The 21,601-nt window shown below is 34.1% G+C and carries 19 protein-coding genes; 15 read left to right on the top strand and 4 right to left on the bottom strand.

Annotated features, from left to right (window positions below):
* Positions 1 to 4: 4 nt before the first annotated feature.
* Together ACFFVB_RS02220 and dinB are read right to left on the bottom strand one after the other, a co-directional pair.
* A complete protein-coding gene (locus ACFFVB_RS02220) occupies positions 5 to 2,428 on the bottom strand; it encodes a TonB-dependent receptor (protein ID WP_382380724.1) in 2,424 nt (807 codons plus the stop codon).
* Between the two features lie 226 nt (positions 2,429 to 2,654).
* Complete coding sequence (dinB, locus tag ACFFVB_RS02215; RefSeq protein WP_382380721.1) at positions 2,655 to 3,755, bottom strand: DNA polymerase IV; 1,101 nt, start codon at positions 3,753 to 3,755, stop codon at positions 2,655 to 2,657.
* Positions 3,756 to 3,846: 91 nt separating this feature from the next.
* Here dinB and ACFFVB_RS02210 point away from each other — a divergent pair, with 91 nt between their 5' ends.
* From ACFFVB_RS02210 to amaB, 4 genes are all read left to right on the top strand, one after another.
* Entirely contained in the window at positions 3,847 to 4,524 is a 678-nt protein-coding gene (locus ACFFVB_RS02210; RefSeq protein ID WP_382380719.1) for an NAD(P)H-binding protein, read from the top strand.
* Positions 4,505 to 4,975 carry a CYTH domain-containing protein gene (locus ACFFVB_RS02205; RefSeq protein WP_382380717.1) on the top strand — a complete coding sequence of 157 codons (471 nt, stop codon included), beginning with the start codon at positions 4,505 to 4,507 and terminating at the stop codon, positions 4,973 to 4,975. The genes ACFFVB_RS02210 and ACFFVB_RS02205 overlap by 20 nt, the downstream gene beginning before the upstream one ends.
* A complete protein-coding gene (locus tag ACFFVB_RS02200; protein WP_382380716.1) occupies positions 4,975 to 5,526 on the top strand; it encodes a YciI family protein in 552 nt (183 codons plus the stop codon). The genes ACFFVB_RS02205 and ACFFVB_RS02200 overlap by 1 nt, the downstream gene beginning before the upstream one ends.
* Positions 5,527 to 5,703: 177 nt before the next feature.
* A complete protein-coding gene (gene amaB, locus ACFFVB_RS02195; RefSeq protein WP_382380714.1) occupies positions 5,704 to 7,260 on the top strand; it encodes an L-piperidine-6-carboxylate dehydrogenase in 1,557 nt (518 codons plus the stop codon).
* Between the two features lie 106 nt (positions 7,261 to 7,366).
* Here the strand turns inward: amaB and ACFFVB_RS02190 are convergent, their stop codons facing one another.
* Positions 7,367 to 8,500, bottom strand: coding sequence for an ATP-binding protein (locus tag ACFFVB_RS02190; protein ID WP_382380712.1), 1,134 nt, complete (start codon positions 8,498 to 8,500; stop codon positions 7,367 to 7,369).
* 1 nt (position 8,501) lies between these two features.
* Positions 8,502 to 9,254, bottom strand: coding sequence for an SDR family NAD(P)-dependent oxidoreductase (locus tag ACFFVB_RS02185; protein ID WP_382380710.1), 753 nt, complete (start codon positions 9,252 to 9,254; stop codon positions 8,502 to 8,504).
* 241 nt (positions 9,255 to 9,495) lie between these two features.
* On the opposite strand from ACFFVB_RS02185, the gene ACFFVB_RS02180 reads away from it, so the two are divergent.
* From ACFFVB_RS02180 to ACFFVB_RS02130, 11 genes are all read left to right on the top strand, one after another.
* Positions 9,496 to 10,497, top strand: coding sequence for an AAA family ATPase (locus tag ACFFVB_RS02180; RefSeq protein ID WP_382380708.1), 1,002 nt, complete (start codon positions 9,496 to 9,498; stop codon positions 10,495 to 10,497).
* A 107-nt stretch (positions 10,498 to 10,604) separates the two neighbouring features.
* The gene (locus ACFFVB_RS02175) at positions 10,605 to 11,468 is read left to right on the top strand and encodes a DUF58 domain-containing protein (protein WP_382380706.1); all 864 of its coding nucleotides are present in this window, start codon (positions 10,605 to 10,607) and stop codon (positions 11,466 to 11,468) included.
* A 16-nt stretch (positions 11,469 to 11,484) separates the two neighbouring features.
* Positions 11,485 to 13,170 (top strand): hypothetical protein, encoded by a 1,686-nt coding sequence (locus tag ACFFVB_RS02170; RefSeq protein WP_382380704.1) that lies wholly within the window; start codon positions 11,485 to 11,487, stop codon positions 13,168 to 13,170.
* Positions 13,170 to 14,174 carry a vWA domain-containing protein gene (locus ACFFVB_RS02165; protein WP_382380702.1) on the top strand — a complete coding sequence of 335 codons (1,005 nt, stop codon included), beginning with the start codon at positions 13,170 to 13,172 and terminating at the stop codon, positions 14,172 to 14,174. Before ACFFVB_RS02170 ends, ACFFVB_RS02165 begins: the two co-directional genes overlap by 1 nt.
* 3 nt (positions 14,175 to 14,177) lie before the next feature.
* A complete protein-coding gene (locus ACFFVB_RS02160; protein WP_382380700.1) occupies positions 14,178 to 15,215 on the top strand; it encodes a vWA domain-containing protein in 1,038 nt (345 codons plus the stop codon).
* A complete protein-coding gene (locus tag ACFFVB_RS02155) occupies positions 15,212 to 16,144 on the top strand; it encodes a tetratricopeptide repeat protein (protein WP_382380698.1) in 933 nt (310 codons plus the stop codon). The genes ACFFVB_RS02160 and ACFFVB_RS02155 overlap by 4 nt, the downstream gene beginning before the upstream one ends.
* 24 nt (positions 16,145 to 16,168) lie before the next feature.
* A complete protein-coding gene (locus ACFFVB_RS02150) occupies positions 16,169 to 17,941 on the top strand; it encodes a BatD family protein (RefSeq protein WP_382380696.1) in 1,773 nt (590 codons plus the stop codon).
* A 1-nt stretch (position 17,942) separates the two neighbouring features.
* Complete coding sequence (locus tag ACFFVB_RS02145; RefSeq protein ID WP_382380694.1) at positions 17,943 to 18,692, top strand: tetratricopeptide repeat protein; 750 nt, start codon at positions 17,943 to 17,945, stop codon at positions 18,690 to 18,692.
* A gap of 46 nt (positions 18,693 to 18,738) precedes the next feature.
* Positions 18,739 to 19,038, top strand: coding sequence for a hypothetical protein (locus tag ACFFVB_RS02140; RefSeq protein WP_382380692.1), 300 nt, complete (start codon positions 18,739 to 18,741; stop codon positions 19,036 to 19,038).
* Positions 19,039 to 19,109: 71 nt separating this feature from the next.
* Positions 19,110 to 20,702 carry a SulP family inorganic anion transporter gene (locus ACFFVB_RS02135; RefSeq protein WP_382380690.1) on the top strand — a complete coding sequence of 531 codons (1,593 nt, stop codon included), beginning with the start codon at positions 19,110 to 19,112 and terminating at the stop codon, positions 20,700 to 20,702.
* Positions 20,703 to 20,890: 188 nt separating this feature from the next.
* Positions 20,891 to 21,517, top strand: coding sequence for a carbonic anhydrase (locus tag ACFFVB_RS02130; RefSeq protein WP_382380688.1), 627 nt, complete (start codon positions 20,891 to 20,893; stop codon positions 21,515 to 21,517).
* Positions 21,518 to 21,601: the final 84 nt, after the last annotated feature.

Genomic DNA, 21,601 nt, shown 5'->3' with positions numbered 1-21,601 from the left:
ATAATTAAAATTTATTTATTGAATAATTTAGTTTTAAGTAAAAGGCTCTACCTGGTTTTTGTACAGATAAATTATCGTAAACAGGTTTGTCGAATATATTTTTAATGTCGAAGCTCATCACAAATTTATTATTTGGAAATGCGTAGCTAAGTCCAAAATCTTGTGCTAATTGCTGTGGAACATCAAAAAAATCGGCTCCTGTATTATTTGATCCTTCAATGTTTAGGTATGAAAATGTATCTGTAAAGTAAATGTTGTAGAATATATTTAATTGTGATTTTTTCAGAATTAAATCTTTAAATGAGTAACGTAAGCCTCCATTCATAGTGAAGAACGGTGTGTTTGGAACGTCTATTTCTACACCATTATTTTCAACCTTTAATTCGAAACGCGAGACATTAAAGTTCAGTCCAAAATTATTATTGTAGGTGTAGTTCAATTGTGCTTCAATTCCTTTAGACGATCCGCTTCCTTGATTTTCATAAAGTATAGTTTCATCATCAATGTTTAATGACGAAACAATAGGTAAACCAATTCTATCTTTAATATCTCTCAGAAACACATTTGTTGAAATAGAAAAGTTGTGCTTTTCAATATTAAAATCTCCAAATCTAAATCCTAAATTAAAGTTGTTACTTCGTTCTGGTTTTATGCTAGGGTTTGCTATAACATTATCTCCATCGTTTCCAAATACTTCAGTTTCATCTGGTAAACGCACGGCTTTCTCTGCAGAAGTTATTAAGGTAATATTTGGAACAATCACATAAGAAAGTGCAAAACCATATCCCGTATCTGTATTATCACTTTCTGTAACTTCATCTACTAATTGTTGATTTCCATTCGCATCTGTTCCTATTGCAGGATCGATGTATGTTGTTTTTTGTTGATAGTATTTTCCAAATACATTTGCTTTTAATTTGTCGTCAAAAGCATTAAACTCATAGGTTAAAGAGAAAATGTTTTTATTTAAATCTCTAGTGCCTTTAAATGTGTTTTGCAACACAGATTGTAAAGCATCACTATCTTCTCTATCAATACCGCTGTAAAAATGATTTAATAATACTTTGTGATTATCATTAATTTCATACGAAATGCCTGCTCTCACAGAGGCTACGGTTCTGTTTATTTCGGCCAAAGTTGGTCCACCTTCTTGTTGCGATCTCCAAGTGTATTCGAATTCTTCACCTTCAAAGTTTATAGCTCTGTCTCCCGTCCAGCTATAAGCGGCAGCAAGCGTATCGTTTACAATACGGTTTCGTGTACCATACAGTCCGTGTACATTTACATCAAGTCCTTTTGTGAAAAGATCTTTCTTTTGGTACGTTAAATTACCTAACATGGCATCCGATTCCAGAAACCTGTCTTTATAAGGTGTGATCGTCATAAATGCACCATGTTGTACTTCTTTGTAGTCGTCGGAACCTGTTAATCCTACAAAAAATTGATCTGCCCACTTTACATCAGTAAAACCTACTTGAGCCATTCCGCCAATAGATTTATAAGCATCGTTAAATCGTCTCGCTGTAATTGGGGTTTGTGCGCCTCCTAATCCAGTTTCTACAATGCTTCTACCTGAAACTTTATAATCATTATCTGAATAATTATAAAATCCAGAGGCTTTTACTGTAAGACCAGATTCTTCAAAACGATATAGTCCATTTACGCTTGTTTGTAACGTATTGAATGAACCATAGGAAACAGAAGCATTAAAATTATTCTTTGCATTATTATGAAGAACGATATTTATAGCACCTCCTAAAGCATCATCTGCTAAATAACCAGGAACAACACCTTTGTAAACCTCGATACGTTTAATCATAGATGGAGGCAGGCTGTTTAAACTAAAAGAAGATCCGTATACAGAAATAGGAATACCATCGATAAAAATACGAACAGCACTTCCGGACAATCCATTTAAACTATACTGTACATCGGAACCCAAACCACCATTCTGACGAATGTTTACTCCAACACTAGTTTTTAATAATTCGTTTGTTTGTATGTTTCGAAGGCCAGCTTCTTTGGTTTCTATAACGTTAACCGAAAAACCTTGATCTTCAATTTTTTCCTTGGTTGTTTTAGATTTTACTAAGATTTCTGCTAAATCCTGGTATTCTGAAAATTGAATAACAGTATTGTGAATATCTTTAGACGAATTATGTACCACTTCTATAGTAAGTGAATTGGCATTTAAAGAATTCATTTGAATATTATAGGTGCCAAAAGGAACATTCTTAAAACTATAATCACCATCAATGCCTGTAGAGGTTTCTTTACTAAGATTGTTTCCTGTTAAAACAATATGTGCGCCAAGAACAGGTTCGTTAGTATCGAAAATAACATTTCCTTTTAATGTTCCTTGTTGTGCGAAGGCAAAACAACTTAATAATAAAAGTAAAAAAGTAAGGTGGCCCTTTTTTGAGGTCATTAGTCTAAAATTTAAGGCAAAATTAACTTTATTTAGACTTAGTACAAATAAAAATAACAGAATTGAGGATATTTTTAATTCTCTATGTATTTGATATATTTTTTTAAATTAAAATCATTCTAAATTGCTAAATATGTAATTTATAATGACAATGTTTGATAATAGCTAATTTGAAGATGTGGCTTTAACTCTAATTATATGAATTTGAAGATAAATTGTATGGTCACTAAAAGCGAAACTGTAATTGCATGCTTATGCTTTTATCTTCGGGTTTCTTACCTGTTTTGTCGGTGTTTAAATTAGAAATTGAGATACCTAATAAACGGACTGAATTGGTTAATTCTTCTTGAATAAGTAATGATTTTACAGTATCCATAATTAAGTCTGCATCACTAATAAAATAATGCAACGATTTACTTCGCGTTTGTAGCGTGAAATCGCTATACTTAATTTTTAGGGTTACAGTTTTTCCGGCGACTTTATTTGTTTTTAGGCGTTTAGAAACTTCCTCGGAGATGTGAACTAATTTTTCCAACATGAATATTTCGCTCGATAAATTTTCGCTAAACGTGCGTTCGGCGGCAAGCGATTTTCTAATGCGATTAGGTTTAACCTCGCTAGTATGAATTCCGCGTACCACATGATAATAATAGGCACCCGATTTTCCAAAATGTGATTCTAAATAGTCAATAGATTTTAATTTTAAATCTGTTCCTGTATAAATACCTAACTGATACATTTTTTCTGCAGTCACTTTTCCTACGCCATAAAATTTTCTAATATCTAAATCCTCTAGAAACGGTAAAACATCTTCTGGATTAACCGTTTTTTGTCCGTTGGGCTTGTTGTAATCGCTGGCAATTTTGGCAATAAATTTATTAATGGAGATTCCTGCAGAAGCCGTTAATCCCACTTCTTTTAAAATACGACCTCTAATTTCTTCAGCAATAAGGGAAGCGCTTGGATTTCCTTTTTTATTAATGGTAACATCTAGATACGCTTCATCTAGAGAAAGGGGTTCAACTAAATCGGTATAATCGAAAAATATCTTTCTAATTTGCTTAGAGATTTCTTTATAGCGATCAAATCTGGGATTTACAAAAATTAATTCCGGACAATTACGCTTAGCTTGTATACCACTCATGGCGCTTTTAACGCCAAAAGTTCGTGCTTCGTAACTTGCGGCACTCACAACGCCTCGTTTTTCGCTACCACCAACGGCAATTGGCTTTCCTTTAAGTTCAGGAAAATCCATTTGTTCTACAGACGCGTAAAACGCATCCATATCTACATGAATTATTTTTCTTATCGGAAAATTTGACTCCATTATTTAGTACAGTAATACTATTGTTTTTTGTGATGTGTTTTGTATACTATCACACAAATTTAAATAACTTTATAACAGTAAATTCAAACTTATGGGGAAAACAGCTATTGTATTAGGAGCAACGGGATTAACTGGTAGTCATTTAGTAAAATCGCTACTAACTAATAGTGACTATAGTCGTATTGTGCTTTTTAGTAGGTCGACTTGTGGCATTCAGCATGCTAAGATTACAGAATATCTTATCGATCTTTTCGATTTGGAGAGTTATAAAACATTATTTAAAGCAGATGTTGTGTTCTGTTGCATTGGAACTACAAAATCTAAAACCCCAGATAAAACAATATATCATAAGGTAGATTATGGGATTCCTGTGGCTGCAGCCAATTTATGTGTTCAAAATAGTATAAATCGTTTTATATGTATTTCAGCTTTAGGTGCAGATGCTAAAAGTAACGTTTTTTATAACCGAACTAAAGGGGAAATGGAAGCTGTTGTGTTATCTTTAAACATTGAAAACACGTATATGCTTCAGCCATCATTAATTACAGGTGGCAGAGAAGAGTTTAGATTGGGAGAGTATATCGGTAAAATAGTTATGAGAATAACCGCTCCATTTTTTATTGGTAAACTTAAGAATTATAAGCCAATAGAGTCTAAATCGATAGCGTTGGCGATGCTTTGGTTGGCGGAAAACACTTATAAATTACAGTGTATCCCTTCGAAAGAAATAAAAGAGATAGCAATTAAATATGATAGAAATAGAGCGTAAATTTTTAGTGGAGTCTGATGTTTTTAAATCCGAAGCCTTTAAGCAAACCAAGATAATCCAAGGATTTTTAAATACAGATAAAGCGCGTACTGTTCGTGTTCGTTTAAAAGGTGATGACGGATTTTTAACTGTAAAAGGACAGTCTACTGAAGATGGATTAGAACGTTTCGAATGGGAAAAATCTATTGATAAATCCGATGCAGAAGTGCTTTTAAAATTGTGTGAAGATGGTGTGATTGATAAAATTCGTTATGAAATCAGAATGAATCAACATATTTTTGAAGTCGATGAATTTTTTGGTGATAATGCGGGATTGGTAGTTGCCGAAGTCGAATTAAGCCATCCTACAGAAATTATCTCTAAACCACTTTGGCTAGGAAAAGAAGTCACCGGAGAGGTTAAATATTATAACTCACAACTCAGTAAACAACCTTATAAAACTTGGAAATAATGAAATATCTTATTGTAATATTTAGCGTTATCATAATGGTAAGCTGTAAAAATGAGGCAAAGCAAGAGCCTCTAGATACTACTGTTATTCCTGTTGATTCTTTAGATGTAGTTTCTAAATTAGATAGTTTAGATGTGTTAGATGAAGTCGATACTGCACCTAAAAGTTATGCAGAAATTAAAGCAGCGTTGGCAGCCAAAGGTTTCGAAACTTACGATTTTGTTGATGAAGAAACTAAAGACACGATTTTAATGCAACAATATTTTATGGCTTTCTTAAAATCTGGGGCTATAAGAATTCAAAACGAAGAAGAAGCTCAGGATTTGCAGCAAGCACATATGGAATATTTTAGTCGATTGTACAAGTTGGGATATACAGATATTTCTGGTCCGTTTGGAGATCAGGGCAATGTTAGAGGAGTTACAATTTATAATGTGCCAACACTTAAAATGGCAGATAGTTTAGCAAATGCAGATCCGATGGTGAAAGCAGGTCGATTAGAGATCGAAATTCGTCCGTGGTGGGCTGCAAAAGGCTTTATGTTACGATAAATTTTATTTCAATTTATCTCACGTCTTCAAAATGTTAATCTGTTAGCTTATCTGTTTCATAATGATTTAGATAAGGTGAATGTTCTAGGTTTTATTTATAATTATAAACTGAATTAAAGCAATTTAAAATTGGTATATTAGTGATAATAGGTCGGTTAAATTGTAAAATCAGGAAAAATGAAATCACTTTCAGATACATTCGGAATTAAAAAAGTTCTAGAAGAACTAGGAATAAAAGATATAAATGAAGGAACATCTACCGGTAAAAGTCAATTTTCTAGTAGTGCAGCCTTCATTAAAAGTTTTTCTCCCGTTGACGGCGAACTTATAGGTTCGGTAAAAATTTCTACACAAGAAGATTACGAAAAAGTAGTGGAATCTGCTCAGGTCGCATTTAAGACTTGGCGAAATACGCCTGCGCCATTACGTGGTGAAATTGTACGTCAGTTTGGTGATAAATTACGTCAGAAAAAGGAGGCTTTAGGTCTGCTTGTATCTTACGAAATGGGTAAAAGTTATCAGGAAGGTTTGGGTGAGGTTCAGGAAATGATTGATATTTGCGATTTTGCTGTTGGACTCTCAAGACAACTTTACGGTTTAACGATGCATTCTGAACGTCCAGGACACCGAATGTACGAGCAATATCATCCACTAGGCATCGTAGGAATTATTTCTGCATTCAACTTTCCAGTTGCAGTTTGGGCATGGAATGCAACTTTGGCTTGGGTTTGTGGAGATGTTTGTATCTGGAAACCTAGTGAGAAAACACCGTTAACAGGTATCGCTTGTCAGAATATTGCAGCAGAAGTTTTCGAGGCAAACAATCTTCCAGAAGGTATTTCTAATTTAATAAATGGTGATCAGCATGTTGGTAGCTTATTAACCAAAGACACGCGAGTGCCTTTAATTTCGGCAACCGGTTCTACACGAATGGGTAAAATCGTGGCTCAAGATGTGGCAGCACGTCTGGGGAAATCCCTTCTAGAATTAGGTGGAAATAATGCGATTATTGTGACGCCAGATGCGGATATAAAAATGACAATTATTGGAGCCGTTTTTGGAGCTGTCGGGACGTGCGGACAACGCTGTACTTCGACGCGACGATTAATTATTCATGATAGTATGTACGATAAAGTTAAAGATGCTTTGGTTAAAGCGTATAGTCAACTAAAGATCGGGAATCCTTTAGATGAAACGAATCATGTTGGACCACTTATCGATCAAGATGCAGTGAAGATGTATCAAAATGCTCTGGTCGAGGTCGAAAATCAAGGTGGTAAAATTCTTATTGAGGGCGGTGTATTAGTGGGTGAAAATTATAAAAGCGGCTGTTATGTAAAGCCAGCAATTGCAGAAGTGAAACCAGAATACAGTATCGTGCAACACGAAACCTTTGCGCCTATATTATATTTGTTGAAATACTCTGGCGATGTAGAAAATGCTTTACATATACAGAATAATGTCGCTCAAGGATTGTCTTCGGCTATTATGACAAATAATCTAAGAGAAGCAGAGCAATTCTTGTCTGTAAACGGATCGGATTGTGGGATTGCTAATGTAAATATAGGAACCTCGGGAGCAGAAATTGGAGGTGCTTTTGGAGGCGAAAAAGAAACAGGTGGCGGACGAGAATCAGGGTCTGATGCTTGGAAAGTGTATATGCGTAGACAAACAAATACTATAAATTACACAACAAATTTACCGTTAGCTCAGGGTATTAAGTTCGAATTATAGCATGCACTTTTATGATTGCTGATTAGTCAATTTAGTTTAAGCTATATTTTAAGGTTGAGTAAAGACTTTATTTTAATGTTGCTCGGTATTAGAATAAGCGATGTTATTAATTATATTTTACTTTTCTTAATATACGCATGGTTTCTTTATAAGAAAGATAGACTTCTAGATTATAAGATTTAAGATAAGGTTTGGCTTCCTCTAATTTAAGGAGCGCTTCTGGGAAATTATTTAGGTAACTTAATAAATACGTTGCAGGAAGGTTTTTAATATCTTGTTTTTCTGATGAATTAAGCACTAACCCTTTTTTTAATTTATTAAGAATGCTATTATTAGTGTTGTAAATATGATGCAACACTTTTTGGTTATATTGTGGTGGATCGAACAATAATTTTGTGTCTATATGGTAGCTCGCATTATCTTTAAAACGTATTACGGTTTCCTCTAGCGGATAGTAATTATAGGATTTTTGAAGTCCTAAATGAACATATTCAACAATGCTAAAAGAGTCTTCGGTTATAGTAATGGAAACTTCATCTAAAGTGGAAAAGAATAGTCTAACCTGTTCATTTATAAGCTCGATGTCTACTCTGGAGTAATACGTGTTATCTTTTACTGTTTTACGTTGTCCTGCCCAGCACACCACAAAATACTCTTTAAAGACAAGGTATTCTGGATGATAGTCTTTTCTAGAATTCATAAAGTCGAAAACCCCATTTAAGGTGTATTCTATATTGTTTTGAGCATGATTTTCTATGGCTTCAACAATTTTAGAATTCACATCTTTTAGTTCTATATCGAAAGCTTTCGGCATGCTTATACTACCATCTCTAAAAAAGACAGCGCCACCATAATATTTCCAAATATTCTTACGAAGGGAAGTGATTTTATTATTTGAGCGAATAGTTACTAATCCAACAACTTTATGGTTTGGCAAATGCGGAAATGGAATATTCTCGTATTGTACAATTGGAGGATTTGTTAGATAAGCATTTATTAAATTCTGAATTTTACTGTCGTCGAAAAAATCGACACCTATAATTTCGTTGTCATCATCTTCAACTCCAATTACGATAAAAGAGTTATTTTTAGGATTGCTGTTCGATAACGCGCAAACATGTTTTAAGAATTTTGCTTTACCTTCTTTTTCGCTAATATTAATCTTGCGCTTTTTATCGTAAAAACTATTTTCATCATTGTGTGCCAATAAGTTTTTAATAAGAAGTCGCTTATTAATCATATTAATCCTTTTTTACAATGGTTGAATTGGCCTGAGCTGTAGGGAAAACGAGTAAATCTGCGATATTAACGTGGTATGGTCTGCTAATTACAAAGTATATAATTTCTGCAATGTCTTGTGGTTGTAAAGCTTGAAAGCCCTTGTAAACAGAGTTGGCAATTGGGTCCCCTTTAAAGCGGACTTTAGAAAATTCGGTTTCAACTAAACCAGGGTTTACCGCACCTACTTTTATACCGTAAGGATTTAAGTCTATTCGCATACCTTCTGTAATGGCTAGAACAGCATGTTTGCTTGCACAGTACACATTTCCTTTAGGGTAAACTTCTTTCCCCGCAGACGAGCCTATGTTTATAATATGTCCTGATTTACGCGCCGTCATTTTAGGGATAATCATATTGCTTACATAGAGCAGGCCTTTTACGTTTATATCCATCATCGCGTCCCAATCTTCTGTGTCTCCAGTTTCGATAGGATCTAAACCATGAGCATTTCCTGCATTATTTATTAAGATGTCAATTTCAGAAAACTCTTCCGGTAGTGAATTAATGGCTTCGATGGTGGCTTTTTTATCTCTAACATCAAAATTTAAAGTATGGACATCGGTGTCTTTTTCGAGTGCTTTTTTTATAATGTCTAATCGGTCTTGTCTTCTGCCGCATAATACTAGTTTTATATTATGTTTGGCGAATTCATGGGCTGTAGATCGTCCGATACCGCTTGTAGCTCCAGTTATTAATGCTATTTTAGTCTTCATCTTAGGTGTAATAATTCAACTATAAAAATACTTAATAGACTTTAATAAAAAGAAGGATAAGATTATTATTTGTGTAAATAGCAATATTTTAAATCCAGAAGATTAGTTTTTGTCACCTAAAATCTTAATTATTGTATAATGTTTAATTTTTAACCAATTATTAACAGCGAAACACGGAAAATTTTAACAATTTGCGTGTCATTAAATTACTGACTAAAATTTAGTTTTTAAAACATAAAATATGGATAGTACCAGTACGGTTGATATTAAATCTATCAATGAAAAGATAGAGAGAGAAAGTGCTTTTGTAGATTTACTTACTTTAGAAATGAATAAAGTAATCGTTGGGCAAAAACACATGGTAGAGCGTTTGCTTATCGGGTTATTAGGTCAAGGACATATTCTTTTAGAAGGGGTTCCTGGATTAGCAAAAACACTTGCGATTAATACCTTGTCTAAGGCTATCGCTGGTAGTTTTAGTCGTATACAGTTTACTCCAGATTTATTACCTGCCGATGTTGTTGGTACTTTGATTTATAATATTAAAGAAAATGATTTTTCTATTAAGAAGGGGCCAATTTTCGCAAACTTCGTATTAGCAGATGAGATTAACAGAGCACCAGCGAAAGTACAATCTGCATTATTAGAAGCGATGCAAGAAAAGCAAGTGACTATTGGAGATACGACATTTGTCTTAGATAAGCCGTTTTTGGTAATGGCAACTCAAAACCCGGTAGAGCAAGAAGGAACATATCCGTTACCAGAAGCGCAAGTCGATCGTTTTATGTTGAAAACCGTTATCGATTATCCTAAATTAGACGAAGAACAACTTATTGTTCGTGCCAATCTTAGAGGTACTTACGAAAAAGTAAATCCTGTTGTTTCTGTAGAGCAGATTTTAAGAGCACAAGAAGCCGTTCGTGAAGTATATATGGATGAGAAAATCGAGAAATATATTCTTGATATTATTTTTGCAACACGTTACCCTGAAAAATACAGATTAGCAGATTTAAAACCCTTAATTTCTTTTGGAGCGTCACCTCGTGGAAGTATTAACTTAGCAACAGCTGCGAAATGTTATGCGTTTATTAAGCGTCGTGGTTATGTTATTCCCGAAGATGTACGTGCCGTTGTGTATGATGTATTACGTCATAGAATCGGAATCACTTACGAAGCAGAAGCAGAAGATGTTACTTCGGAAGATATTATTACTAAGATTGTAAACGAGATAGAAGTACCATAAACCCCATCCTAAATCCTTCCGCGAGAGAAGGATTTCAAAAGGGTGAATAAAATTAAAATTTTTAAAAGCTCTTTCTCCTATGGAGAGAGGGTTGGGAGAGAGGAAGAATGGATACTAAAGAATTACTTAAAAAAGTACGAAAAATTGAGATTAAGACACGTCGCTTGTCTAATCATATTTTTGGTGGGGAATATCATTCTACCTTCAAAGGTCGAGGTATGACTTTTAGTGAAGTGCGTCAATATCAAATTGGAGACGATGTTAGAAATATAGACTGGAACGTTACAGCACGTTACAACGAGCCTTATATAAAAGTGTTTGAAGAAGAGCGTGAATTAACAATGATGCTTATGGTAGACGTTTCTGGTTCTGAAATGTTTGGTACAGAGCAACTTTTTAAAAATGAAGTGGTTACCGAAATAGCTGCAACATTGGCTTTTTCTGCAACACAAAACAACGATAAAATTGGATTAGTCTTATTTTCCGACACTATCGAGCTTTATATTCCACCTAAGAAAAGTCGTTCTCATGTATTACGTATTATTCGTGAGCTTATCGAGTTTAAACCAAAAAGTAAACAAACAAACGTTGCCGAAGCCTTTAAGTTTTTGTCTAGTGTAACAAAAAAACGAGCTATTGTTTTTGTGCTGTCCGATTTTATTTCAGACGATTACAAGCATACCTTGAAAATTGCAGCTAAACGTCACGATGTTACTGGAATTCGAGTGTATGATAAAAGTGAAGAAAGTATCCCTAATCTAGGGATGGTACACATGCAAGACGAGGAAACAGGTGAGCTTATGTTGGTGAATACCTCGTCTAAATCAGTGCGAGAGAATTACAGTAAATATTATCAAGATAAAGTAAACTATTATAAAGACAGTTTCGCAAAATCTGGAGCTGGATCTATAGATTGTCGTGTAGACGAAAGTTACGTAAAAAAATTACTTGGCTATTTTAAACGCAGATGATAATCTTTAATAACTTATGAAAATTATTAAATTCCCAATATTAAATCATTTTAAGAATAGCCTTTGTTTACTACTCGTATTCAGTGTATTCTCGAGCTATTCTTATGCGCAAAATATAACTTCTGGCATAGATTCTACTTCTGTAAAAGTAGGTGCTCAAATAACGTATAAAATTGAAGTTGAAACCGATTCTACAGACTTAGTTTTGTTTATGGAAGGGCAATCATTTACACCTTTAGAAATGATTCATTCTTATCCAGTAGACACTATTAAAGTAGATAATAAGTTTAATCTTATTAAGAAATATGGTTTAACTCAATTCGATTCCGGACATTATACAATACCGCCTCAGAAGATTGTTGTAGGCGATAAAACATTTCAAACCGATTCTTTAAAAGTTGAAATTAGAGATATTGTTGTCGACTCGACAAAACAAGGTCTTTACGATATTAAGCCCTTTATAGAAGTTGAAAAAATAAATAATAACTGGTGGCGATTACCACTTTACATTTTAGTAGGCTTAATTATTTTGGGAGCGATCTTGTATTGGTTCTTATGGCGAAAAAAACCACTTACAGAAGAAGAGGAAATTGCACTTTTACCAGCTTACGAACGTGCAAAATTAGCACTTCAAAAATTAGACGATAGTCAGTTTTTAGAACAGTCTGAAATTAAAGAATATTATTCTGAGTTGACTTTAGTGCTTCGTAAATATTTAGATGAAAAAGTTTACGATAAAGCATTAGAAAGTACGACAGACCAGTTAATAAGCCGCTTACAATTACTAAAAGAAGGAAATCAAATCGATTTCAGTAAGGAGACTATTAAAAATATTGAAAGCATTTTAAAACGTGCCGATTTAGTGAAATTTGCGAAGTCTGCACCAGACATAGAATTGGCTGCATTTGATAAGCAAACTATTGCCGCAGAAATCGATCATGTAAAAGAAGTGCTTCCAGAACCGGATGAAGAAGAGAAGTTATTAAATCAACAGTATAAAGAAGATCAAGCACGTAAAAAGAAACGCAAGAAAATTATAATTTCTGTTGTCGCGGGAATTGGGTTAATTGCTTTAATTTTTGCTGGATTTGCTGTAAAATACGGTTTTAATTATACTAAAGATACTATTCTTCGTCACGATACTAAAGAGTTGCTAGAAGGACAGTGGGTAAGAAGTTCTTATGGAGTTCCTCCAGTCATTATTTCTACACCAGACGTATTAAAACGATTAGAAAGTCCTGTTCCAGATGAGTTGAAAGATAAACTTCAAGTTACAAAATTTGGTTTCGGAACGCTTTTAGATGTGTTTAGTGTAAACGTAACGACTCAAAAAACAGCACCTGAGAATCCAGCAGGCCAACAAGGTGGCCAACAACCACCACAAAAGCCAGAACCGCTAGATTTAAATGAAGCTTCGGAACGCGCTTTAAAGCAATTGGAGCTTAATAAGGTTACAGATATTACCGTAAAACAAGAAAAGTTTACAACACCAAACGGTGCCGAAGGTTTAAAAACTTTTGGAAACGGACATATACCTGTTGGGAATTCAGATAATTACGTGCCAGGTCACTATGTTATGCTTCATTTTGCATCGGAGAATGTGTTACAAGAAATTATAATTACATGGAAAAACGACGACGTATATGCTCAAGATATGGCAGATCGTATTGTGAATTCCGTAGAACTAAATAAAGCAGAATAATGTTTGAGGGTATAGAGTTTTTAAACAAAGAAGTATTCTGGTTGTTTTTATTACTACCACTAGCTATAGTGTGGTATATTTTTAAACAGAATAAACAAAATGCCGAACTAAAAATGTCGAGCATTAAAGGGTTTAAAGTAACTAATTCATGGTTGCCTAAACTAAGACACCTTCTTTTTGGACTGCGATTATTGGCCTTAGGGTTGTTAATTACAGCTTTGGCAAGACCAAGAACAGTAGATGTTTCGTCGCGCACAAAAACCACAAAAGGTATCGATATAGTTATGGCGATAGATGTTTCGGCGAGTATGTTAGCGAAAGATTTAAAACCAAACAGATTAGAGGCTTTAAAGGAAGTGGCGGCAGATTTTATTAAAGAACGTCCTAACGATAGGATAGGTTTGGTAGAGTATGCTGGGGAAAGTTTTACAAGAACACCAATTACCAGTGATAAAGGCATTGTTATTAGGTCTTTAAACGATATTAAATATAATAATATTATTGAAGGAGGGACCGCAATAGGAATGGGGTTAGCCACATCAGTAAACAGATTAAAGGACAGTAAAGCCAAAAGTAAAGTGATTATTTTACTTACCGATGGGGTTAATAATTCAGGATTTATAGATCCTAAGATTGCTAGTGAAATGGCTGTGGAGTTCGGTATTAAGACGTACACCATAGGATTGGGATCTAACGGGATGGCATTATCTCCAATTGGTATTTTGCCAAACGGAAGTTTTCAATATGGTCGTGTTCAAGTCGAAATAGACGAGGCGCTTTTAGAAGAAATTGCCACTGTTACTGGCGGTAAATATTTTAGAGCTACCGATAATCAGAAACTTGAAGAGATTTACAAAGAGATTAATAAATTAGAAAAAACAGATGTAGAAGAATTCAAGTTTTATAATTACGAAGAAAAATACCGTCCGCTATTGTTGCTGGCAGGTATGTTGTTATTGCTTGAAATTTTATTGCGATCTACCTTATTTAAAAGTTTTATATAATAGATGTTTCAATTAGAAGAAAAAATATGGTTTTGGGCATTGTGCGTCATTCCGGTGATTATTGTCATCTATTTGATGCTTCAATTATGGAAACGCCATACTCAAAAAAAGTTTGCAGATAAAGCGATGTTAAAGCGTTTAAGTCCGAATCGTTCGGTATTTAAATCGGTTTTAAAATTAGTAATAATATGTCTAGCTTTTGCATCTTTAGTAATTGCTCTGGTAAACCCTAAAGTTGGTACCAAGTTAGAAACGGTTAAACGAGAAGGTGTAGATATTGTTTTTGCTGTCGATGTATCTAAGAGTATGTTGGCTGAAGATATTGCGCCTAACAGAATAGAAAAAGCCAAGCAATTGGTAACTCAAATTATTAATAATTTAGCGAGCGACCGTGTAGGTATTATCGCTTACGCTGGAAAAGCATTTCCACAATTGCCTATTACAACAGACTACGCTTCTGCAAAAATGTTCCTTCAGAATATGAATACAGACATGATGTCTTCTCAAGGTACAGCGATTAACGAAGCTATAAATCTGGCTAAAACCTATTACGACGATGACGAGCAAACTAATCGTGTCCTTATTATTATTTCCGATGGTGAAGACCATAGTGAAGTTGCAGCCAAAGTAGCCGAAGAAGCTGCCGAGGAAGGGATTAGAATCTTTACTATTGGTGTTGGAGATGTAAAAGGTGGGCCAATTCCTATAAAGCGAAATGGCGTTGTTATGAACTATAAAAAGGACAGCAACGGCGAGACGGTAATTACGCGTTTAAATGAAGAAACACTTAAGAATATTGCAAGCGAAGCCAATGGGGTTTATATAAACGGAAGACAAACAAGTGTTGTTGTCGACGAGATTCGAGATATTTTAAACGGTATGGATAAAACCGAATTTGAAGCCAAACAAATTGCCGATTTTAAATCTCAATTTCAATGGTTTATTGCACTTGCAATTTTACTACTGTTCTTAGATGTTTTCTTATTAAACCGTAAGACGGGCTGGTTAAAGAAGTTGAACTTATTTAACGAAAACTTATGATAGAAAAAGTTGAAAAAGTGGTAATATTCGGTAATTCAGGAATAGTTGTTATGAAACCTATTGTATTACTTTTTATCGGATTATTTACATTGTCGTCTGTAGCACAAGATGATAATGAAGCCCTAGTTGAAGCGAAAAGATTAGCGAATAATTTTGTTTTCGAAGGGAATGAAAAGGTTCAAGAAGATGATTATATCTCGGCCGAAATGGAATATAGAAAAGCCATTTCTGAAGAAGAATCCAATGTTTCAGGAATATACAATTTAGGAACATCATATTTCAAAAAAGGAAATTTCGAAGAGTCTTTATTTCGTTTGCAAGAAGCTGCAAGTAAGGCCACCGATCGTAGCGAAAAGCATAAAGCATTTCATAATATCGGAAACATATTAATGCAGAATAAACAATGTAAAGAAGCTGTCGAGGCTTATAAAAATGCATTGAGAAACGATCCGTCGGACGAAGAAACACGATACAATTTTGGTTTAGCTAAAGAATGTGCAAAAGAACAGGAAGAGCAAAACGAAAATAACGAAGACGATCAGGAAGATAATAAAGATCAGAATCAGGATGATCAGGATCAGAACGAAGACCAAAATAAAGATCAGGAAGATCAAAAAGATCAAGATAAACAGGACGAGGGCGACGATAAAGATCAGGACAAAAAAGACGAAGGTGATCAAGATAAAGATGAAGGCGACCAAGAAGAAAATGAAGATGGAAAGCCTAAAGATGATAAGCAAGACGAAGGTCAAGGAGATCAGGAGAAAAAAGAGCAGCCTCAGCAGCCAAAGCCTCAGCAAGGGCAAATGTCGCCACAACAAATTAAAAACTTGTTAGAAGCGATGAACAATCAAGAGCAAAAAGTTCAGGAGAAGATGAATGCTGAAAAGCAAAAAGGAGAACGTATTCAAACCGATAAGGATTGGTAATTTGTTTTGAGAATATATTTAAAAATGAAAAGTATTAAACATATAGTAGCAGTTTTTGTTTTACTTGTTTCTAGCGTAACCTTTGCACAGGTTAAGTTTGAAGCTAAAGTAAGTAAAACGAAATTGGGTATAAATGAACGTTTAAGAGTCGATTTTGAAATGAATAAGGATGGCGATAATTTTAATCCGCCAAGCTTTTCAAATTTCAATGTTGTAGGTGGCCCAAATCAATCGGTTAGTAAGTCGTGGGTAAATGGAGTCTCTCAGTTTTCTAAAACGTATTCTTATTTTTTAGCACCTAAAAGTCAGGGAACATTTACATTAAGTCAAGCTACAATAGAAATTGGTGGAGAAGTCTATAAAACGACACCTACAAAAATTACGGTAACTTCTGCAGTTAGTAAACCGAGAGATGGCAATAATGCCGATTATGTGGCATCAGAAAATATTCATTTGGTTGCCGAGGTTTCAAAAGGAAGCCCTTATTTAAATGAAGCCATTACGGTTGTATACAAATTATATGTGTCTCCAAATACGGGTGTTAGTAATTGGCGAGAAATAGATAATCCGAAATACAGCGATTTCTGGAGTCAGAATATAGATATTAAAGGTTTACAAGTTAAGAACGGAACCTATAAGGGTGAAGATTACCGTTATGTCGAGTTACGTAAAACGGTATTGTATCCTCAAAAAACAGGGAAGCTTAAAATAGAACCTTTAAGTTTAGATATTACTGTAGATGTGCCAACGAATAGACGAGATATTTTTGGTGGCCGATTAATGACGCAAGTGCATAAAACAGTATCTGCCGGAGAACGCACAATTAACGTCAAACCACTTCCAGAAACAGGAAGGCCAGACGATTTTACTGGAGCAGTGGGGGAATACGACTTTAAGGTAACGACGTCTAAAACCGAATTAAAAGCATCGGAATCTTTAAATTTAAATGTTGAGGTTTCAGGAAACGGAAACTTGAAATTATTTGAATTACCAAAGGTTAATTTGCCAAGTTCTTTGGAGGTTTATGAGCCAGAACACAGCGAAAGTGTAAGAACAAATTTAAGCGGTATGCAAGGGCGTGTTTCCGATAGCTATACGGTAGTGCCTCAGTTTAAAGGAAAATATCCAATACCAAGTATTACATTTTCTTACTTCGATCTTAAAACAGAATCTTATAAGCGTATTTCATCAGACGAAATAGTGGTAGATGTTACTCAAGGACCAAATAATACGGTTGCCGAAACACATCCTTCAGCTACAAGTGATGGTAAACAACCTGTGGTTTTAAATAAAGATCATTTTGCGTTTATTAAAACAAAAACAGATTTAGAGCCTGCTAAAAAATCGTACTTCTTTAAATCCAAATTATTCTGGGCCTCATTATTAATTCCATTTTTAATGATACCATTAGCTCTGGTTTTTAGAAAACAAAAAGCAGTTAGAGATGCCGATGTTACAGGGAATAGAATTAGAAAAGCAGATAAGTTAGCGAAGAAATATTTAGGAGAAGCCAAAAAAGCATTAGGTCAAAAAGAAGCCTTTTATGTGGCTTTAGAAAAAGCACTTCATAATTATTTAAAAGCTAAACTTAATATTGAAACCGGGGATTTAAGTAAAGATAGAATACAGGCTTTATTAAACGATAAAGGTGTAGACTCTTCAGTTATTTCAGAGTTTACCTCTATCTTAGAAAGCTGTGAGTTGGCGCGTTATACGCCATCTACGAAAGTCACCATGCAACAGGATTATGATAAGGCAGCAAGTACCATTTCATTAATTGATAAACAAATACGTTAAGATGAAATCGATTTTATACCTAATAATGGTTTTGTTAAGCAGTTTAACCTTTGCTCAAGATAATGCACTCTTCGAGCAAGGAAATACGCTTTATAACGAAGGGAAATATGCAGAGGCGATAGATAAATATCAAGCTATTTTAGATAGCGGATTTCAATCTAGCGAATTGTTTTTTAATATAGGAAATGCACACTATAAATTAAATCATGTAGGGCCTAGTGTATTCTATTTTGAAAAAGCATTGCAATTAGCGCCAAACGATAAGGATATTAAGAACAACATTGCTTACGCTAGAAATATGACTATAGATGCCATAGATGTTGTTCCTGAAGTTGGTATTACAAAACTACTTAAAAAGGTTACAAATGTACTGAGTTTCGACGGTTGGGCGATTACGACTGTCGTGTTATTCATTCTTTTTGTAATCTTATTTATAAGTTATTATTTTTCGGAATTCACAAACAGTAAACGTGCTGCTTTTTCCAGTAGTATCGTTGTGTTATGCCTAGGTTTTATTACCTTATTTTTTGCATTTCATGAATTTAGTTTAATGAAAAAAGATAATCCTGCGATCATTTTTGTTCAGGAAAGTCAAGTGAATAATGAGCCTAACTTGAGCAGTCCAGAGGCTTTTAAGCTACATGAAGGCACAAAAGTACAAGTGCTAGATACTGTAAATAACTGGAAAAAAATAAAATTGTCCGACGGAAAAACTGGTTGGATTTCTAGTGCAGATATTAAAGTCTTATAACTATATTAGCCGATATTTAGAATTTTATATTCAAGGAGTACAACATATGCCTAAAACCTTTATCTCTATATTATTTACTATGATTTTTGCGATGCTAATTACGGCACCAACGGTCATATCTATATTGGATAAAGATGTAGACGTATCGATGTTTTATAACATAGCCGAAGAAGAGAATAGTAAGGAAACGGTAAAACTTTATGAATTAGAACTAAAATCGCACCCAGGTTTAAACGATTTAATTGGTTACTCAGACCATGATAATACATTCAGTTTTTACCTTAATATAAATTCGCAATTCGAATTAGATAATTTTTCTCCACCCCCAGAAGTAAACATAATATAATACGTTTTAATAGTCTGATTTTTAGTAGTCGGACTACATATTTATTTTAAATATTAAAGCAAATTTTTATTATGTTTAAAACATTAAAAAATGATTTTCCGGCAAGTATTGTCGTGTTTTTTGTGGCTTTACCTTTATGTTTAGGTATTGCTTTAGCTAGTGGGGCTCCTTTATTTTCGGGAGTAATCGCAGGAATTATTGGAGGAATAGTAGTAGGATCTTTAAGTGGGTCTAAGATTGGAGTAAGTGGACCAGCAGCAGGATTAGCTGCAATTGTTTTAACTGCAATCGGTACGCTAGGAGGTTATCAGAACTTCCTAGTAGCAGTAGTTTTAGCAGGGATTATTCAAATTATTTTTGGAATTCTAAAGGCTGGTGTCATTGCTTATTATTTCCCTTCGTCTGTTATTAAAGGGATGCTTACAGGTATCGGAATTATAATTATCTTAAAGCAAATTCCGAATTTTTTCGGTTATGACGAGCAATCGTCTTGGGATTTCGAATTCTTCGAGACCGATGGGGGAAACACCTTTTCAGAACTTTTTAATATTATTAATAACGTACATCCTGGAGCAGCTTTAATAGGTGCTATAAGTTTAGCAATTCTTTTGTTATGGGATAATGTGTTAGCTAAGAAAAGTAAAATTTTTACAGTTATTCAAGGGCCGTTCGTAGCCGTGGTTTTAGGAATTGTGTATTATAACCTAACCAAAGGGCATGACGTTTTATCGATTGGTGAAAGCCATATGGTAAATGTACCCGTACCAGAAGATGCAACTTCATTTTTCAATCAATTTAGTTTTCCGAATTTCAGTGCAATTACCGATCATGGCGTATGGATTGTGGCCTTTACAATAGCTTTAGTCGCTAGTTTAGAGACGCTGTTATGTGTAGAAGCATCCGACAAGATAGACCCGGATAAAAATGTTACGCCAACGAATCGTGAGTTGTTAGCACAAGGTGTTGGTAACATTGTTTCTGGTTTAATTGGAGGTTTGCCAATCACCCAAGTAATTGTTAGAAGTTCTGCAAATGTGCAGTCTGGTGGTAAAAGTAAACTTTCAGCTATTTTACATGGATTTTTATTACTGATTTCTGTGATACTAATCCCTACATTGTTAAATATGATTCCACTGGCTGTTCTGGCTTCAATACTTCTAATTGTAGGTTATAAATTAGCAAAACCAGCATTATTTAAGCAGATGTATGGCCTAGGATGGAAACAAGCTGTACCGTTTTTTGTGACTGTAATTGGTATTGTTTTTACCGATTTATTAGTAGGTATTGGTATGGGACTTGGTGTAGGAATTGTTGTTATTCTTTTAAAGAGCTATCAAAACTCACACTTCCTAAATATGGAAGATAAAAGTAACGGTAAACCTAAAGTAAAAATGACTTTAGCAGAAGAAGTAACCTTCTTTAATAAAGGTGCTATTTTAAAAGAATTAGATCGTTTACCAGATAATTCGAGTTTAGAATTGAACTTGCTAAAAACACGTTATTTGGATTATGACATTATTGAAATTCTTGAAGATTTTACACATAAAGCGAAAGAAAAAAATATTGACATTACATTAATATCTAAACGTGGCGTGGTAGAAAACCCAGAGAGTTATATCGCATTCTTTAAAGAACGTCCTAAATCTGATATAAGTTTAAGTTAAACAAAGGACAGAAAATAAGTCATAAACATCTGTAAATAATATACTTTTAGAAGTATTTGTAATTACAGTGTTCGTGAATTTAAAAAGTATTAAAACAAACAGTATTAAGGTTGTTAGGTCAGCCGTATAAGAAGGGAATTATTTAAAAATGTCCCTATTAAAATTAATAGAATTAAAAAACATAAGTTATGGTATTAAAAAATGTATTTAAGAATAACGAAAAGTGGATCAAAGATAAATTAGCGAATAACGCAAACTATTTCGAAGATTTACGTCATGGACAAACACCAGAGTTTTTATATATTGGATGTTCAGACAGTCGTGTAGATGCAGAAGGATTAATGGGATTAGAATTAGGACAAGTGTTTGTGCATAGAAATATTGCTAATATGGTACCTAATACCGACTTAAATGTAATGTCTGTTGTAGATTATGCAGTGGATCATTTAAAAGTAAACCATGTTGTGGTTTGTGGCCATTATGGTTGTGGAGGTGTAAAAGCCGCTATGCAATCGGCAGATTTAGGTTTGTTAAACCCATGGTTAAGAAATATTAGAGATGTGTATCGTATTCATGCAGATGAATTAAATGCTATTGAAGACGAAAATGAAAGATATAATAAGTTAATTGAGCTAAATGTTCAAGAACAATGTGTTAACCTTATTAAAACATCTGCTGTTCAGAAAGCAATACGTAATAGAGAAATGCAAGTTCATGGATGGGTATTCGATATTCACACTGGAAAATTAATTGACTTGAAAATTGATTTCGATGCGATCTTACAAAACATCAGACAGATTTATCATTTAGATTAATCCGTTTTTTTATTCAAAAATTAAAAAAGCCACTCATATATCGAGTGGCTTTTTCTGTCAAACAAAAATAAATAAAACAAATGA

The organism is Formosa undariae, from assembly GCF_042427615.1.
Classification (GTDB): domain Bacteria; phylum Bacteroidota; class Bacteroidia; order Flavobacteriales; family Flavobacteriaceae; genus Formosa; species Formosa undariae.
Note: the sequence above shows the minus strand (reverse complement) of the source record. Positions and strands in the feature narration are given on the sequence as shown.

Excerpts from the sequence above, each read along its gene's own strand:
- ACFFVB_RS02220 (WP_382380724.1), bottom strand. The coding sequence starts at position 2,428 with ATGACCTCAAAAAAGGGCCACCTTACTTTTTTACTTTTATTATTAAGT.
- dinB (WP_382380721.1), bottom strand. The coding sequence starts at position 3,755 with ATGGAGTCAAATTTTCCGATAAGAAAAATAATTCATGTAGATATGGAT.
- ACFFVB_RS02210 (WP_382380719.1), top strand. The coding sequence starts at position 3,847 with ATGGGGAAAACAGCTATTGTATTAGGAGCAACGGGATTAACTGGTAGT.
- ACFFVB_RS02205 (WP_382380717.1), top strand. The coding sequence starts at position 4,505 with ATGATAGAAATAGAGCGTAAATTTTTAGTGGAGTCTGATGTTTTTAAA.
- ACFFVB_RS02200 (WP_382380716.1), top strand. The coding sequence starts at position 4,975 with ATGAAATATCTTATTGTAATATTTAGCGTTATCATAATGGTAAGCTGT.
- amaB (WP_382380714.1), top strand. The coding sequence starts at position 5,704 with ATGAAATCACTTTCAGATACATTCGGAATTAAAAAAGTTCTAGAAGAA.
- ACFFVB_RS02190 (WP_382380712.1), bottom strand. The coding sequence starts at position 8,500 with ATGATTAATAAGCGACTTCTTATTAAAAACTTATTGGCACACAATGAT.
- ACFFVB_RS02185 (WP_382380710.1), bottom strand. The coding sequence starts at position 9,254 with ATGAAGACTAAAATAGCATTAATAACTGGAGCTACAAGCGGTATCGGA.
- ACFFVB_RS02180 (WP_382380708.1), top strand. The coding sequence starts at position 9,496 with ATGGATAGTACCAGTACGGTTGATATTAAATCTATCAATGAAAAGATA.
- ACFFVB_RS02175 (WP_382380706.1), top strand. The coding sequence starts at position 10,605 with ATGGATACTAAAGAATTACTTAAAAAAGTACGAAAAATTGAGATTAAG.
- ACFFVB_RS02170 (WP_382380704.1), top strand. The coding sequence starts at position 11,485 with ATGAAAATTATTAAATTCCCAATATTAAATCATTTTAAGAATAGCCTT.
- ACFFVB_RS02165 (WP_382380702.1), top strand. The coding sequence starts at position 13,170 with ATGTTTGAGGGTATAGAGTTTTTAAACAAAGAAGTATTCTGGTTGTTT.
- ACFFVB_RS02160 (WP_382380700.1), top strand. The coding sequence starts at position 14,178 with ATGTTTCAATTAGAAGAAAAAATATGGTTTTGGGCATTGTGCGTCATT.
- ACFFVB_RS02155 (WP_382380698.1), top strand. The coding sequence starts at position 15,212 with ATGATAGAAAAAGTTGAAAAAGTGGTAATATTCGGTAATTCAGGAATA.
- ACFFVB_RS02150 (WP_382380696.1), top strand. The coding sequence starts at position 16,169 with ATGAAAAGTATTAAACATATAGTAGCAGTTTTTGTTTTACTTGTTTCT.
- ACFFVB_RS02145 (WP_382380694.1), top strand. The coding sequence starts at position 17,943 with ATGAAATCGATTTTATACCTAATAATGGTTTTGTTAAGCAGTTTAACC.
- ACFFVB_RS02140 (WP_382380692.1), top strand. The coding sequence starts at position 18,739 with ATGCCTAAAACCTTTATCTCTATATTATTTACTATGATTTTTGCGATG.
- ACFFVB_RS02135 (WP_382380690.1), top strand. The coding sequence starts at position 19,110 with ATGTTTAAAACATTAAAAAATGATTTTCCGGCAAGTATTGTCGTGTTT.
- ACFFVB_RS02130 (WP_382380688.1), top strand. The coding sequence starts at position 20,891 with ATGGTATTAAAAAATGTATTTAAGAATAACGAAAAGTGGATCAAAGAT.